The 14,086-nt window shown below is 74.0% G+C and carries 14 protein-coding genes; 8 read left to right on the top strand and 6 right to left on the bottom strand.

Going from position 1 to position 14,086, the window contains the following annotated elements:
- Window positions 1-38: 38 nt before the first annotated feature.
- Window positions 39-863, bottom strand: coding sequence for a PHP domain-containing protein (locus AOM07_RS06490; RefSeq protein WP_062312000.1), 825 nt, complete (start codon window positions 861-863; stop codon window positions 39-41).
- Between the two features lie 103 nt (window positions 864-966).
- Here AOM07_RS06490 and AOM07_RS06485 point away from each other — a divergent pair, with 103 nt between their 5' ends.
- The 4 genes from AOM07_RS06485 to AOM07_RS06475 all read left to right on the top strand — a co-directional run bounded on the left by AOM07_RS06485 (window position 967) and on the right by AOM07_RS06475 (window position 4,174).
- A complete protein-coding gene (locus AOM07_RS06485; protein ID WP_156171836.1) occupies window positions 967-1,356 on the top strand; it encodes a hypothetical protein in 390 nt (129 codons plus the stop codon).
- 110 nt (window positions 1,357-1,466) lie between these two features.
- Entirely contained in the window at window positions 1,467-2,837 is a 1,371-nt protein-coding gene (locus AOM07_RS06480; RefSeq protein ID WP_062311999.1) for an aminopeptidase P family protein, read from the top strand.
- 91 nt (window positions 2,838-2,928) lie between these two features.
- Window positions 2,929-3,123: a hypothetical protein gene (locus AOM07_RS14670; protein WP_156165483.1), complete on the top strand. Its 195-nt coding sequence runs from the start codon at window positions 2,929-2,931 to the stop codon at window positions 3,121-3,123.
- 73 nt (window positions 3,124-3,196) lie between these two features.
- The gene (locus AOM07_RS06475) at window positions 3,197-4,174 is read left to right on the top strand and encodes an LLM class flavin-dependent oxidoreductase (protein WP_062311998.1); all 978 of its coding nucleotides are present in this window, start codon (window positions 3,197-3,199) and stop codon (window positions 4,172-4,174) included.
- A 168-nt stretch (window positions 4,175-4,342) separates the two neighbouring features.
- Here the strand turns inward: AOM07_RS06475 and AOM07_RS06470 are convergent, their stop codons facing one another.
- Window positions 4,343-5,743, bottom strand: coding sequence for an aminotransferase-like domain-containing protein (locus AOM07_RS06470; RefSeq protein WP_062311997.1), 1,401 nt, complete (start codon window positions 5,741-5,743; stop codon window positions 4,343-4,345).
- A gap of 99 nt (window positions 5,744-5,842) precedes the next feature.
- On the opposite strand from AOM07_RS06470, the gene AOM07_RS06465 reads away from it, so the two are divergent.
- The 3 genes from AOM07_RS06465 (at window position 5,843) to AOM07_RS06455 (ending at window position 8,878) form a co-directional block, all read left to right on the top strand.
- The gene (locus AOM07_RS06465) at window positions 5,843-7,153 is read left to right on the top strand and encodes a magnesium transporter MgtE N-terminal domain-containing protein (protein WP_062311996.1); all 1,311 of its coding nucleotides are present in this window, start codon (window positions 5,843-5,845) and stop codon (window positions 7,151-7,153) included.
- The gene (locus AOM07_RS06460; protein WP_062311995.1) at window positions 7,146-7,673 is read left to right on the top strand and encodes a DUF1003 domain-containing protein; all 528 of its coding nucleotides are present in this window, start codon (window positions 7,146-7,148) and stop codon (window positions 7,671-7,673) included. The genes AOM07_RS06465 and AOM07_RS06460 overlap by 8 nt, the downstream gene beginning before the upstream one ends.
- Before the next feature lie 80 nt (window positions 7,674-7,753).
- Window positions 7,754-8,878 carry an Mrp/NBP35 family ATP-binding protein gene (locus tag AOM07_RS06455; protein WP_082101388.1) on the top strand — a complete coding sequence of 375 codons (1,125 nt, stop codon included), beginning with the start codon at window positions 7,754-7,756 and terminating at the stop codon, window positions 8,876-8,878.
- Window positions 8,879-8,922: 44 nt separating this feature from the next.
- Here AOM07_RS06455 and AOM07_RS06450 read toward each other — a convergent pair whose 3' ends face one another.
- The gene (locus AOM07_RS06450; protein WP_062311993.1) at window positions 8,923-9,555 is read right to left on the bottom strand and encodes a hypothetical protein; all 633 of its coding nucleotides are present in this window, start codon (window positions 9,553-9,555) and stop codon (window positions 8,923-8,925) included.
- A gap of 78 nt (window positions 9,556-9,633) precedes the next feature.
- Between AOM07_RS06450 and AOM07_RS06445 the strand changes: the two genes are divergently transcribed.
- Window positions 9,634-10,860, top strand: a complete 1,227-nt coding sequence (locus tag AOM07_RS06445; protein ID WP_062311992.1) for a galactokinase — start codon at window positions 9,634-9,636, stop codon at window positions 10,858-10,860.
- Between the two features lie 42 nt (window positions 10,861-10,902).
- Here AOM07_RS06445 and AOM07_RS06440 read toward each other — a convergent pair whose 3' ends face one another.
- The 3 genes from AOM07_RS06440 to glyA form a co-directional block, all read right to left on the bottom strand.
- On the bottom strand, window positions 10,903-11,703 hold the full coding sequence (locus tag AOM07_RS06440; protein ID WP_062311991.1) for an exodeoxyribonuclease III: 801 nt from the start codon (window positions 11,701-11,703) through the stop codon (window positions 10,903-10,905).
- Window positions 11,704-11,898: 195 nt separating this feature from the next.
- Window positions 11,899-12,777: a bifunctional methylenetetrahydrofolate dehydrogenase/methenyltetrahydrofolate cyclohydrolase gene (locus AOM07_RS06435; RefSeq protein WP_062311990.1), complete on the bottom strand. Its 879-nt coding sequence runs from the start codon at window positions 12,775-12,777 to the stop codon at window positions 11,899-11,901.
- A complete protein-coding gene (gene glyA / locus AOM07_RS06430) occupies window positions 12,777-14,069 on the bottom strand; it encodes a serine hydroxymethyltransferase (protein ID WP_062311989.1) in 1,293 nt (430 codons plus the stop codon). Before glyA ends, AOM07_RS06435 begins: the two co-directional genes overlap by 1 nt.
- Window positions 14,070-14,086: the final 17 nt, after the last annotated feature.

Raw genomic sequence — 14,086 nt, 5'->3', positions numbered from 1 at the left:
GCATCCTAGGCCCGGGTGCTGGGGGCAGCGCGGCTCCGCTACGACCGCTGCGCCTCGAGCGCCGCGAAGGCCTCCGGCGTCGTGAGGTTCTCGCCGAGCCGGTTGAGCTTGCCGGTGCCGTGGTAGTCCGACGAGCCGGTGCGGACGAGCCCGTGCTTCTCCGCCAGCCCCGCGAGCCGCTCGCGCGTCTCCTCGTCGTGGTCGCGGTGGTCGACCTCGAGCCCGGCCAGCCCGGCCCTGGCGAGCGACGCGATGACCCGGTCCGGCACCACGCGCCCGCGGGCGTGCGCGCCCGGATGAGCGAAGACCGGCACTCCCCCGGCGGAGCGGATCGCGCGCACCGCGTCGTGCACCTCGGGCGCGTAGTGGTGGACGTAGTAGCGGGAACGGTTGTGGAGCACCTCCGCGAACACCTCGTCGCGGTGCGCGAAGTGGCCGCGCGCGACGAGGGCGTCGGCGATGTGCGGGCGCCCGACGGTCGCGGCGTCGCCCGCCTGCGCGACCACGTCGTCCCAGTCGATGAGGTAGTCGACGGAGATCCGGTCGACGATCGTCTGCGCCCGGCCCACCCGGGCCTCCCGGGTGAACGCGAGGATGTCGGCGAGCGCCGCATCGTCCGGCCGCGGCCACAGCGCGAGCATGTGGATCGACACGCGTCCGTCGCGCGCGGAGACCTCGATGCCGGGCACGAAGCCGATGCCGAGCCGGGCGGCCTCCGCCTCGGCCTCCTCCCACCCGCCGACCGAGTCGTGGTCGGTGAGCGCCACCACGTCCAGGCCCGCCTCGGCGGCCTCGCGCATCACCTGCGCGGGCGTGCCCGTGCCGTCCGAGACGTTCGAGTGGGTGTGGAGGTCGATGCGCACAGGCCCAGTATCGCGCGGTCGCCCGACGCCGGCCCGCCGAGACGGGGCGGCTCACGTGCGTCAGGATGGGAGCAGGAGCAGGACATTCGTCTGAGGGGGCATGATGACGGCGGTCGAGATGGTCGGGTGGGCGACGGCGGCGATCTTCGCGCTGGTCGCGGCGTTCCAGGTCGCGCTCGCGGCGGGAGCGCCGTGGGGCCGGGCCGCGTGGGGAGGCGCCCACGAGGGCACGCTCCCGGGGCGGCTGCGCTTCGGCAGCGCGGTCTCGGCGCTGACGCTGCTCGGCATGGCGTTGATCGTGCTCGCGGGGGCCGGCGTGATCGGGTCGGGCGACAGCACCCTCGTCACGGTGCTGAAGTGGGTGGTGGTCGCGTTCGCCGCGTTCTCGACGCTCGCGAACCTCGCGTCGCGCAGCCCGCTCGAGCGTGCGGTCTTCGGCCCCACCAGCATCGCCCTGCTGGCCGGCTCCCTCGTCGTCGCGATCGCCGGCTGACGCATCGTCCCTGCGCACCCGCGGGACGATGCGCGGGCTCGGCCCGGGGCGATGCGCGGGCGGGACCAGCGGCGGCGCCCGGCCCCCGCGCACCGTGCGACCATTGCCGGGTGAACGACAAGGACGAGACCAACAAGGCACGCACCACCCGCCCGACCACCCAGGAGTTCAAGGACTTCATGGGCGAGCACTGGGCGCCGCACGAGGACGTCGAGGTGACGCGCATCGCGGCCGCCCCGTACGCCGCCGAGCGCCGCGCGCGCCTGAGCGACCTGTTCCCGGGCACCCGCTTCTCGGTCCCCGCGGGCGAGCTCAAGACCCGCGCGAACGACACCGACTACCGCTTCCGCCCGTCGAGCGACTTCACCTACCTCACGGGCCTCGGCATCGACCACGAGCCGGGCGCCGTGCTCGTCTTCGAGCCCCGCGAGGGCGCCGCGGGCCACGACATCGTCCTCTACCTCGTGCCGCCGGCCCAGCCCGGGGACGAGGGCTTCTACTCCGACCCCGCCGCGGGCGAGTTCTGGATCGGCCGCCGCCCCGGCCTCGCCGAGTTCGAGGCGATGACCGGCATCGCGACCAAGGCGCTGGCGGACCTTCCCGCGAGCATCGACGCGGCCGCCGAGCCGGGCGAGGACATCCGCGCCGCGCTCGCCGAGATGCGCTTCGTCAAGGACGAGTACGAGATCCAGCAGCTCCGCGACGCGGTCGACGCGACCATCGCGGGCTTCGAGCGGGTCGTGCCCGAGCTGCCGCGCGCGATCGCGCACAAGCGCGGCGAGCGCGTCATCGAGGCGACCTTCGACGGCCACGCCCGCGAGGAGGGCAACGCGGTCGGCTACGAGACCATCGCCGCCGCCGGCCCCCACGCCACCACGCTGCACTGGATCTCCAACACCGGTCAGGTGCGCGCGGGCGACCTGCTCCTCCTGGACGCCGGCGTCGAGGTCGAGAGCCTCTACACCGCCGACATCACCCGCACGCTGCCCGTCGACGGCACGTTCACGCCGCTCCAGCGCCGCGTGTACGAGATCGTGCTCGAGGCCGCCGACGCCGCCTTCGCGATCGTCAAGCCCGGCATCCGGTTCCTCGACGTCCACCTCGCCGCGATGGAGGTCATCGAGCAGCGCCTCACCGAGTGGGGCATCGCGCCGGCGCAGGAGGACCCGGAGTCCAAGCTCTACCGCCGCTGGATGGTCCACGGCACGTCGCACCACCTGGGCCTCGACGTCCATGACTGCGCGGAGGCCAAGCGCGAGCTCTACCTCGAGGGCGTCCTCGAGCCGGGCATGGTCTTCACCATCGAGCCGGGGCTGTACTTCCAGGAGGGCGACCTCGTGGCGCCCGAGGAGCTGCGCGGCATCGGCGTGCGCATCGAGGACGACATCGTCGTGACCGAGGACGGCGCCGAGAACCTCTCGGCCGCCCTCCCCCGCGACCCCGACGAGGTCGAGGCCTGGATGAAGCGCCTCGCGCGCTGATCGCGCCTTCCTGCTGACGCGAGCGGCGCATCGTCCCTGCCGGGGACGATGCGCCGCTTGCGTTCATCCAGGTACGTGGGACGATGCTCCCGTGAGCGAGCGAGGACGGCGGGCCGCGCGCTGGGCCCTGTGGGCGGTGGTGCTGGCGTTCGTGTTCGCACCGGTCGGCACGGTCGGGCGGTGCGTCGACTCGGACACGCCGGGCGCGAGCTACTGCGAGAGCGGCCTCGCGTCGCCTCTGATGATGCTCATGGGCATCACCTATCCGGGGACGAAGACGCCCTGAGGCGCAACCGGGCATAGGGTGCCGTTTCCCGGCGTTGACCCCCTGGACCCGCACGACCCCGAAAGAGACCCGCATGCCCCTCACGCTGTCCCTGCTCGACCTCGCCTTCATCCGCCCCGGCGGCAGCGCCGCCGAGAGCCTCGCCCACTCGGTCGAGCTCGCGCGCGCCGCGGAAAGGTCCGGCTACGCGCGCGTCTGGTACGCCGAGCACCACGGGATGGCAACCATCGCCTCGTCCGCGCCGGCGGTCGTGATCGCCCACGTCGCGGCCCACACGACGTCGATCCGCCTGGGCGCGGGCGGCGTCATGCTGCCCCACCACTCGCCGCTCGTCGTCGCCGAGCAGTTCGGCACGCTCGCCGAGCTCCACCCCGGCCGCATCGACCTCGGCCTGGGCCGCGCGCCCGGCGGCGACCGCGGGGTCTTCGCGGCCCTGCGCCGCACCCCCGAGGCCTCCGACCGCTTCCCGCAGGACGTCGTGGAGCTCCAGGGGCTTCTCGCCGGCGCCGACCGCCCCGACGGCCTCCGCGCGACGCCGGGCGCGGGCACGGACGTGCCGCTGTACGTGCTGGGCTCGTCGCTGTTCGGCGCGCAGCTCGCCGCGCAGCTCGGCCTCCCGTACGCCTTCGCGTCGCACTTCGCCCCGCAGGCGCTCGAGGAGGCCGTCGCGCTCTACCGCGGCACATACCAGCCCTCCGAGGCCCACCCCGAGCCCTACGTGATCGCCGGGGTCAACGTGATCGCGGCCCACGACCCGGACCAGGCTCGGGCCGAGCTCGCGGACGCACGCCGCTACCGCGTGCGCGCCCTCATCGGCCGCGGCCCGGCGGCCCGCAGCTACACCGACGACGAGATCGACGCGTTCCTCACGACGCCGCAGGGAGCGCAGATCGCGGCGATGATGTCCAAGGCGGCCGTCGGCACGCCGGACGAGGTGCGCGAGGGGCTCGAGGCCTTCGCCGCCGAGGCGCGCGCCGACGAGCTCATCACCGTCCACCCGTCGCTCGACCCGGCCGCGCGGATCCGCTCCGTGGAGCTGGCGGGCTCCTGAGCCGCACTGCCCCGCCTCACCGCGCACAACCCACGCCACCGCGCGCAGGAACCGGCGTATCTCACCGGGCTACCGCGCATCGTCCCTGGTGCCGGAGCACGAAGGTGGATCCGTACGCCGGTTCGTGCGGGGGGCCGCGGGGGCGGCGGGGGCGGCGCGCGAGAGCGGTCAGGCCGCGCGCTCGGCGAGCGTCTTGATCCCCAGCCGCATCTCCTCCGGCGGCAGGTAGAACGGCAGCCGGAAGCGATCCGCCCCGGCTCCCGGCACCACGGAGAACGCCGCGCCGGCGACCACGGGCACGCCAGCCCGCTCGGCCCGCTCGGCGAAGCGCTCCGCCGACTGCCCGGGCATGCGCACCCACAGCGACGGCCCGCCGGCCGGCTCGACCGCCTCCCAGCCGAGACCCGCCTCCGCGATCGCCTCGCGCGTCGCCGCAAGCGACTCCCGCAGCGACGCCAGCCGCCACGCGAGCGTGTCCTCGAACCGCTCGCGCAGCAGGCGCGCCCCCAGCCGCTGGAACAGCGCGGGGCTGCCGAGGTCCATCGCCGCCCGCCGGTGCCGCAGCTGCGCCGCGAGCGTCGCGTTCGTGTGGAGCCAGCCGATCCGCAGCCCGCCCCAGAACACCTTCGACATCCCTCCGACGGTCACCACGGGGGCGCCCGTCCCCAGCGCCGCGAGCGGCTGCGGCGACGTGCCGGACAGCGCGAGGTCCGCGAGCGTGCGGTCGTCGATCACCGTGGTCCCGGTGGACGATGCGGCGGCGAGCAGGCGCACGGCGTCCGTCTCCGCGAGCGCGGTGCCGGTGGGGTTGTTGTACGTCGTCACATAGGCGAGGTCGGGCTCGGCCGCGCGCAGCAGCTTGGCGGCGCCGTCGACGTCGAGCCCCGCGTCGGTCATCGGCAGCGCGAGCGGCCGCGAGCCGGCGGCGGCGATCGCGTCGAAGACGCCGGGGTAGGTCACCGCCTCGAGCGCGACCGGGGTCGAGGCGGTCGCGAGCGCCGTCACCGCGAGCCACAGCGCCTGCTGGGCGCCGGAGGTCACGACGATCTCGTCGGCGCGGGCGGGGACGCCCTGCGCGCGCAGGTGGTCGGTGATCGCGAGGGTGAGGTCGCGGTCGCCCAGCGCGGCGTAGCCGTTGCCGAGCGCCGCGCGCCCGTCGAGGAACGTCTCGGGCCGGGCGAGCGCCTCGGACACCGCGGGCGCGGGCGGCGGCGACGCGGTGTTAAGCGCGACCAGCGGCGGCTCCTGCCCCACGAGGATCCGCGAGAACCGGTCCTGCGCGGTGAGCGCGGACACGCCCCGCGAGCGCATGCCCAGGCGGGGCGCGGACCCGGGCGAGGCCTCGAGCCAACCCTGGTCGCGCAGCCGCTGGTACGCCGCCGTGACGGTGTTGCGCGACAGGTGGAGCTGCGTCGCGAGCGCGCGCTCCGACGGCATGCGTGCGCCGTGCTCGAGCGACCCGGCCTCGGCGAGCGACACGATCGCGTCGGCGAGCTGCTGGTACAGGGGTCCGGTGCCCGACTTCCAGTGGTCGAGCACGCCGCTGAGCTGGTCGGCCGTGGTGCGCATGCCCCCATCCCACCGCCAACTGGCACCTTGAAGCAAGTGCCACACGCCGCATCGTCCCACCTCCCAGGAGGGACGCTGACCCGGGGATACGCTTGGCCCATGAGCACCGCAGTCGACCGCGTCTACATCGCGCGCCTCGCGGGCACCCCCGTCTTCGACCCCATCGGCGACGCGGTGGGCCGCGTCCGCGACGTCGTCGTCGTCATCCGCCGCACCGGCGGCAACCCGCCCACGGCGGTGGGCCTGGTGGTCGAGGTCCCGGGGCGCAGGCGCGTCTTCATGCCCCTCACCCGCGTGACCGCGATCAACCCCGGGCAGGTGATCTGCACGGGCGTGGTCAACCTGCGCCGTTTCAAGGCGCGGCCCGGGGAGACCCTCGCGATCGCGGAGCTGTTCGAGCGCTCGGTCAAGCTCAAGGAGGACCGCTCCACGGGCTACATCGAGGACATCGCGATCGAGCAGGACCGCACCCGGACGTGGCGCCTCACCAAGCTCTACGTGCGCAAGGGCGAGCGCCGCAAGGGCGTGCTCGGCTTCTCGCGCCGGGGCGAGGCCCTGGTGGTCGGCGTCGACGAGGTGACCGGGCTGTCGGTCCGCGACAAGAACCAGGGCGCGTCGCTCGTCATCGAGGCCTTCGAGGACCACAAGCCCGCCGACCTCGCCGCGGCCCTCATGGAGATGTCGCCGTCGCGGTCCGCGGAGATCGCGGCCGCGCTGGACGACGAGCGCCTCGCCGACGTCCTCGAGGAGATGCCCGAGGACGAGCAGATCGTGCTCCTGTCGACGCTGCGCTCCGAGCGCGCCGCCGACGTCCTCGAGGCGATGGAGCCGGACGATGCGGCCGACCTCCTGGGCGACCTGCCCGCCCCGCAGGCGGCGGCGCTGCTCGAGCTCATGGAGCCCGAGGACGCGCGCAACGTCGAGCAGCTGCTCGGCTACGACGACGACTCCGCGGGCGGCCTCATGACCACCGAGCCGGTGATCGTGGGCCCCGAGACCTCGGTCGCGACGTGCCTCGCGCTCGTGCGCAAGCAGGAGCTGCCGCCGGCGCTCGCCTCGATGGTGTTCGTCGTGCGTCCGCCGCTCGAGACCCCGACCGGCCGGTACATCGGCCTCGTGCACATCCAGCGGCTGCTGCGCGAGCCCCCGCACGACTCGATCGGCAACTTCGTCGACCCCGCGATCGCGCCGCTGCACCCCGGCGACCGCCTCTCGGGCGTCGCGCGCCGGATGGCCGCCTACGACATCCTCGCCCTGCCCGTCGTCAACGACGAGAACCGCCTCGTCGGCGCCATCTCGATCGACGACGTCCTCGACCACCTGCTCCCCAGCGACTGGCGCGAGCACATGGACGAGGACGACGAGGAGGAGGCGGCGCAGGAGCCCGCGAAGGGAGGCGCCCGTGGCTGACCGGCTCGACCGCCCCAAGGGCGCCGAGCGCGGCATCTTCCGCCGCCGCGCCTCGAACCCCGACCGCGCGGGCGTCGTCGTCGAGGGCATCGCGCGCTTCCTCGGCACGCCGCGCTTCCTCGTCTACCTCACCGTGTTCTGCCTCGCGTGGCTCGCGTGGAACATCTGGGCGCCCGCGGACCTGCGCTTCGACTCGGCCGCGAACGGCTTCACGGCGCTCACGCTGATGCTGTCGCTCCAGGCGTCGTACGCCGCGCCCCTCATCCTGCTCGCGCAGAACCGGCAGGACGACCGCGACCGCGTGGCCGCCGAGCAGGACCGCCAGCAGGCCGCCCGCTCGCTCGCCGACACCGAGTACCTCGCCCGCGAGATGGCGTCGCTGCGCCAGGCCCTCGGCGAGACCGCGACCCGCGACTTCGTGCGCTCCGAGCTGCGCGCGCTCCTCGAGGAGCTCCGCGCCGAGGAGGACGACGACGAGCCGGGCGACGAGCCTCGCCGGCCCGCCCGCCGCACCCGCTGACGCCGGACGATGCGGCGCCCGCCGCATCGTCCCCCCGCACCCGCGCGGGACGCCCCGGGCGAGCGCCTACGATGGACGCCATGCCTACCGTCGAGCTCATCCGCGACGCCCTTGCGAAGGTCATCGACCCCGAGATCCGCCGCCCCATCACCGAGATCGGCATGGTCCGCTCGGTGGACCTCGAGGGCGACCTCGCGGTGGTCGGCATCGACCTCACCACGCAGGGCTGTCCGATGCGTGAGCGCATCACCACGGACGTGGACGCCGCGGCCCGCTCGGTCGACGGCGTCGCCGACGTGCGCATCGACCTCGGCGTGATGTCCGAGGAGCAGCGCCTCGAGCTTCGCTCCAAGCTCCGCGGCGGCAAGCCCGAGCCGGTCATCCAGTTCACGCAGCCGGGCAACATGACGCGCATCTACGCGATCGCGTCGGGCAAGGGCGGCGTCGGCAAGTCGACCGTGACCGCGAACCTCGCGGCCGCGATGGCGCAGGACGGCCTCAAGGTCGGCGTGCTCGACGCGGACATCTTCGGCTTCTCGATCCCCGGCATGCTGGGGGTGCAGGGCCAGCCCACGCGCCTCGACGACATGCTCCTGCCGCCCATCGCGCACGAGGTCAAGGCCGTGTCGATCGGCATGTTCGTGCCCGAGGGCCAGCCGGTCGTGTGGCGCGGGCCCATGCTGCACCGCGCGATCGAGCAGTTCCTCGCCGACGTGTTCTGGGGCGACCTCGACGTCCTGCTCCTCGACCTCCCGCCGGGCACCGGCGACATCGCGATCTCCGTCGCGCAGCTGCTCCCCCACGCCGAGATCCTCGTCGTGACGACCCCGCAGGCCGCGGCCGCGGGCGTCGCCGAGCGCGCCGGCGCGATCGCCACGCAGACCTCGCAGTCCGTCGTGGGCGTCGTGGAGAACATGGCGTGGCTCGAGCAGGCCGACGGCACGCGCCTGCATGTCTTCGGCGAGGGCGGCGGCGCCACCGTGGCCGGCCGCCTGTCCAAGGTGCTCGGCACCGACGTGCCCGTGCTGGGCCAGATCCCGCTCGACATCACCGCGCGCGAGGCCGGCGACAACGGCACGCCCGTCGTGGTCTCGGACCCGGAGTCTCCCGCGGCCGAGGCGATGCGCGACGTGGCCCGCCGGCTCACGGCGCGTCAGCGCGGCCTCGCCGGGCGCTCGCTCGGCGTCACGCCCGTCCGCAAGTAGCCGCTGAGCGTCCCGGGGGCGGGGAGGGGGCCGGCGTGCGCCCTTCAGTCCCGGTCGCGCGGACCCCAGCCCGCGATGATCGCGGCCACGAGGCCCGCGAGGATCCCGCCGGTGGTCACCGCGGGCGTCGCGAGCGCGGCCAGGAGAGCGTCGTCGAAGCCCGGCCCGGACGCGCCGATCAGCTCGAGCAGCTGGCCCGCGCCTCCCGACACGACGCCGTCGATCGAGCCCGTGACCGCCATGATGTGCACGCCGATGACGGTGGCGACGAACGCCGTCAGCTGCGTGAGGAGCCCGTGCTCGCGCGACAGGTAGCGGGTCGTGAAGCCGACCGCCGCCGTGAGCAGCAGCCCCAGCAGCACCGAGGCGTAGAGGTTGGGCTCGCTCGGCACGAGGATCGCGAGCAGCAGCGCGACCACCAACGCGACGGTCAGCGCCGCCGCGAGCGGGCCCACGCGGTTGGTGCGGACGCGCTCGAGCACGGACGGGGACGTGGACGATGCGACGGGCGCCGCCGCGGGCGCGACGGGCTCGGCGGCAGGCGCGGCGGGCGCGGCGGGCTCGGCCGCCGGCGCCGATCCGGCGGGCATCTCGGCGGTGGGCGCGGGCTCGGCTGCGGCAGCCGCCTCCGGCGCCGGCTGCTGCTCCTCGGGCTCGGGTGCGGGCTGGCGGGCCATGGGAACCTCCTCGGCTGACCCTCGCATTGTGGCACGCTCGCCCCGGCGCGCGGCCGGGCGCGCTGGCACAATGGCGGCGTGACCGCGTCCGTTCCCGACGACGCGCCTCGCTGGCTCGAGCCCTGGAGCCTCGACGAGGGTGCCGACCGCGCCCGAGCCCTGTTCGCGGACGCGTTCGAGGGCGAGCCCGACGCGATCGCGTCCGCGCCCGGACGCCTCACCATCGTCGGCGATCACACCGACTACAGCGAGGGCCTCACGCTCGCGACCGTCACCACGCACCGCACGTTCGTCGCCGCGCGCCGACGCGACGACCAGGCGGTGCGCGTCGTCACCGCGCAGGGGGACGACGTGCGCGGCCCGGGCCCGCGCTGGGAGGGGGCGCTCGGCGCGCTCGACCCGGCGGACGACGGCTGGCCGTCGCGCGTCGCCGGGGTGGTGTGGGCGCTCGCCGAGCGCGGCTACCCGGTGACGGGGCTCGACCTCGCGATCGACTCGTGCCTGCCGACGAGCGCGGGGCTCGGCTCGTCCGCGGCTCTCAGCGCCGCGGTCGCGCGCGCCGCCGACGCGGTGTGGGGGCTCGCGCTCGACACCGAGGCCGGCGCGATCGAGCTCGCGGAGGCGTGCTGGGAGTCGGAGAACATCTTCGTCGGCTTCCCGTGCGGGCGGCTCGACACGCACACCGTGCTCCGCTGCTCCGACGGCGAGGCGGTCCTTCTCGACTTCTCGCAGGTCCCGCCGGCGCTCACCCGCTACCCCCTCTACTTCCCCGACTACGGCATGCGCCTGCTGCTCATCGACACGGGCAAGCGGGATCCCGGCTGGCGGGAGTCCTACGGCCGGCGCAGCCGCGACGCGGCCCTCGCCGCGGCGACCCTCGGGGTGCGGTCGCTGCGCGCGCTCGCCGACTCCCCCGACGCGATCGCCAAGGTGCGCGCCATCACGGACCCGACCGTGCATCGTCGCGCGCGCCACATCGTCACCGAGGACCTGCGGGTGCGGGAGACGGTTGCGGAGCTCGCCGGGATCGGCCCGGCGCACGACCGCTTCACGGAGATCGGCGCGCTGATGTTCACCTCGCACCGGTCGCTGCGGTCCGACTACGGCGCGAGCACGCCGGAGCTCGACATCGCCGTCGAGGGCGCGGTCGAGGCGGGCGCGCTTGGCGCACGCCTCGCGGGAGCGGGCTTCGGCGGCTGCGCCGTCGCGCTCGTGCGCGCGACCCAGATCGACGTGGTCGCGCGGCGCGTGGACGCGCTCTTCGACACGTACGCCATCCCCCGGCCGCGCTACCTGCTCGTCTGACGCGCCGCATCGTCCCTGGTGGAGGGACGATGCGGCGGCCGGCTACAGCGCGTAGTCGACGACGAGCGGGGCGTGGTCCGTCCAGCGGGAGTCCCACGACGCCTGGCGGTCGACGCGCACCGCGGTCGCCTTCGCGGCGAGCTGCGGGCTCGCGTACTGGTAGTCGATGCGCCAGCCGGCGTCGTTGTCGAAGGCCTGGCCGCGCATCGACCACCACGTGTAGGGGCCGGGCTTGGCGCCCTCGAGCGAGCGGTGGACGTCGACCCAGCCCGCGTCGACCCAGCGGTCCTGGTAGGCGCGCTCCTCGGGCAGGAACCCCGCGGACTTGAGGTTGCCCTTCCAGTTCTTGATGTCGTTCTCGGTGTGCGCGATGTTGATGTCGCCCATGACGACGACGCGGTCGAACTCCGCGCGCAGGACCGCGAGGCGGTCCGTCATCGCGTCGAGCATCGCGTACTTGTCGTCCATCTTGGGGGTGCCGGCGGTGCCGGAGTGCATGTAGACGGAGACGATGCGCACGGGGCCGGACGGCGACGCCACCGTGGCCTCGATCCAGCGGCCGGTGTGGACGGGCTCGTCCATGGTGCCGCCGAGCGCGTCGACGCCCGCGAGCACGTCGGTCAGCGACGTGCGCGACGCGATCGCGACGCCCGCGCGGCCCTTGATCTCGCAGGCCTGCTCGACCACGTGCCAGTCCTCGCCGATCAGTGCGGCGGTGGTCTCGAGCGGCGCGCGGACCTCCTGGAGCGCGATGACGTCGCACCCGGAGCCGGCGATCCAGTCGTGCATGCCCTTCTTGGCGGCGGCACGGACGCCGTTGACGTTGACGGAAGCGATTCTCATGGCGAATACGGTACCCGCGGCCACCGACGCCGCGGGCCCGCGATTCCCAATGACAGATGTGACGCGGGTCCTGCCTCGTGACGGATGGGGCTGCCCCATCCGTCGCACCGGCGCTCACCGGTCACATCCGTCATTGGGAGTCGACGGGCCATCGCGAGTCGACGGGCCATCGCGAGTCGACGGACGATGCGCGCGTCAGGCGAGCGCGCGCTCCGCGCTCTCGACCACGTTGCTCAGCAGCATCGCGCGGGTCATCGGGCCCACGCCGCCGGGGTTCGGCGAGTACCAGGAGGCCTTCTCGCGGGCCTCGAGGGCGATGTCCCCGGCCACGCGGGACTTGCCGGTCTCGGGGTCCGTGACCCGGGAGACGCCCACGTCGACGAGCACGGCGCCGTCCTTGACCATGTCCGCGGAGACGATGCCGGGCACGCCGGCGGCCGCGATGACGACGTCCGCGACGCGGGTGTGCGCCGCGAGGTCCGCCGTGCCGGTGTGGCACAGCGTCACGGTCGCGTTGACGTCCTTGCGCGTGAGCAGCAGGCCGATCGAGCGGCCGACGGTGGTGCCGCGGCCCACGACCACGACCTCCTTGCCGCGCAGGTCGACGCCGTGGCGGGTCATGAGCTCGATGATGCCCTTGGGCGTGCACGGCAGGCTCGACTCGATCTCCTCGGAGATCCGCAGCACGAGGCGGCCGAGGTTGGTCGGGTGCAGGCCGTCCGCGTCCTTGTCGGGGTCGACGAGCTCGAGCACGCGGTTGGTGTCGATGCCCTTCGGCAGCGGCAGCTGAACGATGAAGCCCGTGCAGTCGGGGTTGGCGTTGAGCCGCTCGACCGCCGCCTCGATCTCCTCCTGCGTGGCCGTGCCGGGCAGGTCCTCGCGGATGGAGGCGATGCCCACCTCGGCGCAGTCGGCGTGCTTGCCGTTGACGTACCAGGTCGAGCCCGGGTCGTCGCCGACGAGCAGCGTGCCGAGGCCGGGGACGACGCCGCGCTCGCGCAGCGCCGTCACCCGCTCGGCGAGCTCGGCCTTGATGGCGGCCGCGGTGGCCTTGCCGTCGAGAACCTGCGCCATTACTGCGCGAGGCCCTCGTACAGCGGGAAGTCGTCCGCGAGGCGCGCGACGCGGGCGCGCAGCGCCTGGACGTTGGCGCCGCCCTTGAGCGCGGTGGCGATGACGTCGGCGACCTCGGTGAACTCCTCGGCGCCGAAGCCGCGGCTCGCGAGGGCCGCGGTGCCGATGCGCACGCCCGAGGTGACCATCGGCGGGCGGGGGTCGAACGGGACGGCGTTGCGGTTGACGGTGATGCCGACCTCGTGGAGGAGGTCCTCCGCCTGCTGGCCGTCGAGCGGCGAGTGGCGCAGGTCCGCGAGGACGAGGTGGACGTCGGTGCCGCCCGTGACGACGTTGACGCCGGCCTCGATCGCGTCGGGCGAGGTGAGGCGCTCGGCGATGATGCGGGCGCCCTCGAGCACCCGCTCCTGGCGCTCCTTGAACTCCTCGCCGGCCGCGGCCTTGAGCGCGACCGCCTTGGCCGCGATGACGTGCATGAGCGGGCCGCCCTGCTGGCCCGGGAACACGGCCGAGTTGAGCTTTTTCGCGAGCACGGTGTCGCGCGCGACGATCATGCCCGAGCGCGGGCCGCCGATGGTCTTGTGGATGGTGGTCGAGACCACGTCCGAGTGCGGCACGGGGCTGGGGTGCAGGCCCGCGGCGACGAGACCGGCGAAGTGCGCCATGTCGGTCCACAGCTTGGCGCCCACCTCGTCCGCGATCGAGCGGAAGGCGGCGAAGTCGAGGTGGCGGGGGTAGGCCGACCAGCCGGCGATGATGACGTCGGGGCGCTCGGCGAGGGCCTGCTCGCGCACCTGCTCCATCTCGATGCGGTGGGTCTGCTCGTCGAGGCCGTACGCGGCGACGTCGTAGAGCTTGCCGGAGAAGTTGAGCTTCATGCCGTGCGTGAGGTGGCCGCCATGCGCGAGCGACAGGCCCATGATCTTGTCGCCGGCGTTGATGAGGGCGTGCAGCACCGCGGCGTTGGCGGTGGCGCCCGAGTGGGGCTGGACGTTCGCGTACTCGGCCCCGAACAGCGACTTCGCGCGCTCGATCGCGATGGTCTCCGCGACGTCGACCTCCTCGCAGCCGCCGTAGTAGCGGCGGCCGGGGTAGCCCTCGGCGTACTTGTTGGTGAGCACGGAGCCCTGGGCCTGGAGCACGGAGCGCGGCACGAAGTTCTCGGACGCGATCATCTCGAGGTAGGTGCGCTGGCGGTCGAGCTCGCGGTCGAGGACCTGAGCGATCTCGGGGTCGAAGTCCTGCAGCGTGGCGTTCATCACCGCAGCGGTGGCGCTGGAGTCGGTCGTCATGACTGTCCTTGTCTGTC

It is taken from the genome of Demequina rhizosphaerae (genome assembly GCF_000971255.1).
GTDB classification, from domain to species: domain Bacteria; phylum Actinomycetota; class Actinomycetes; order Actinomycetales; family Demequinaceae; genus Demequina; species Demequina rhizosphaerae.
This window is presented reverse-complemented; position numbering and strand designations above follow the sequence as displayed.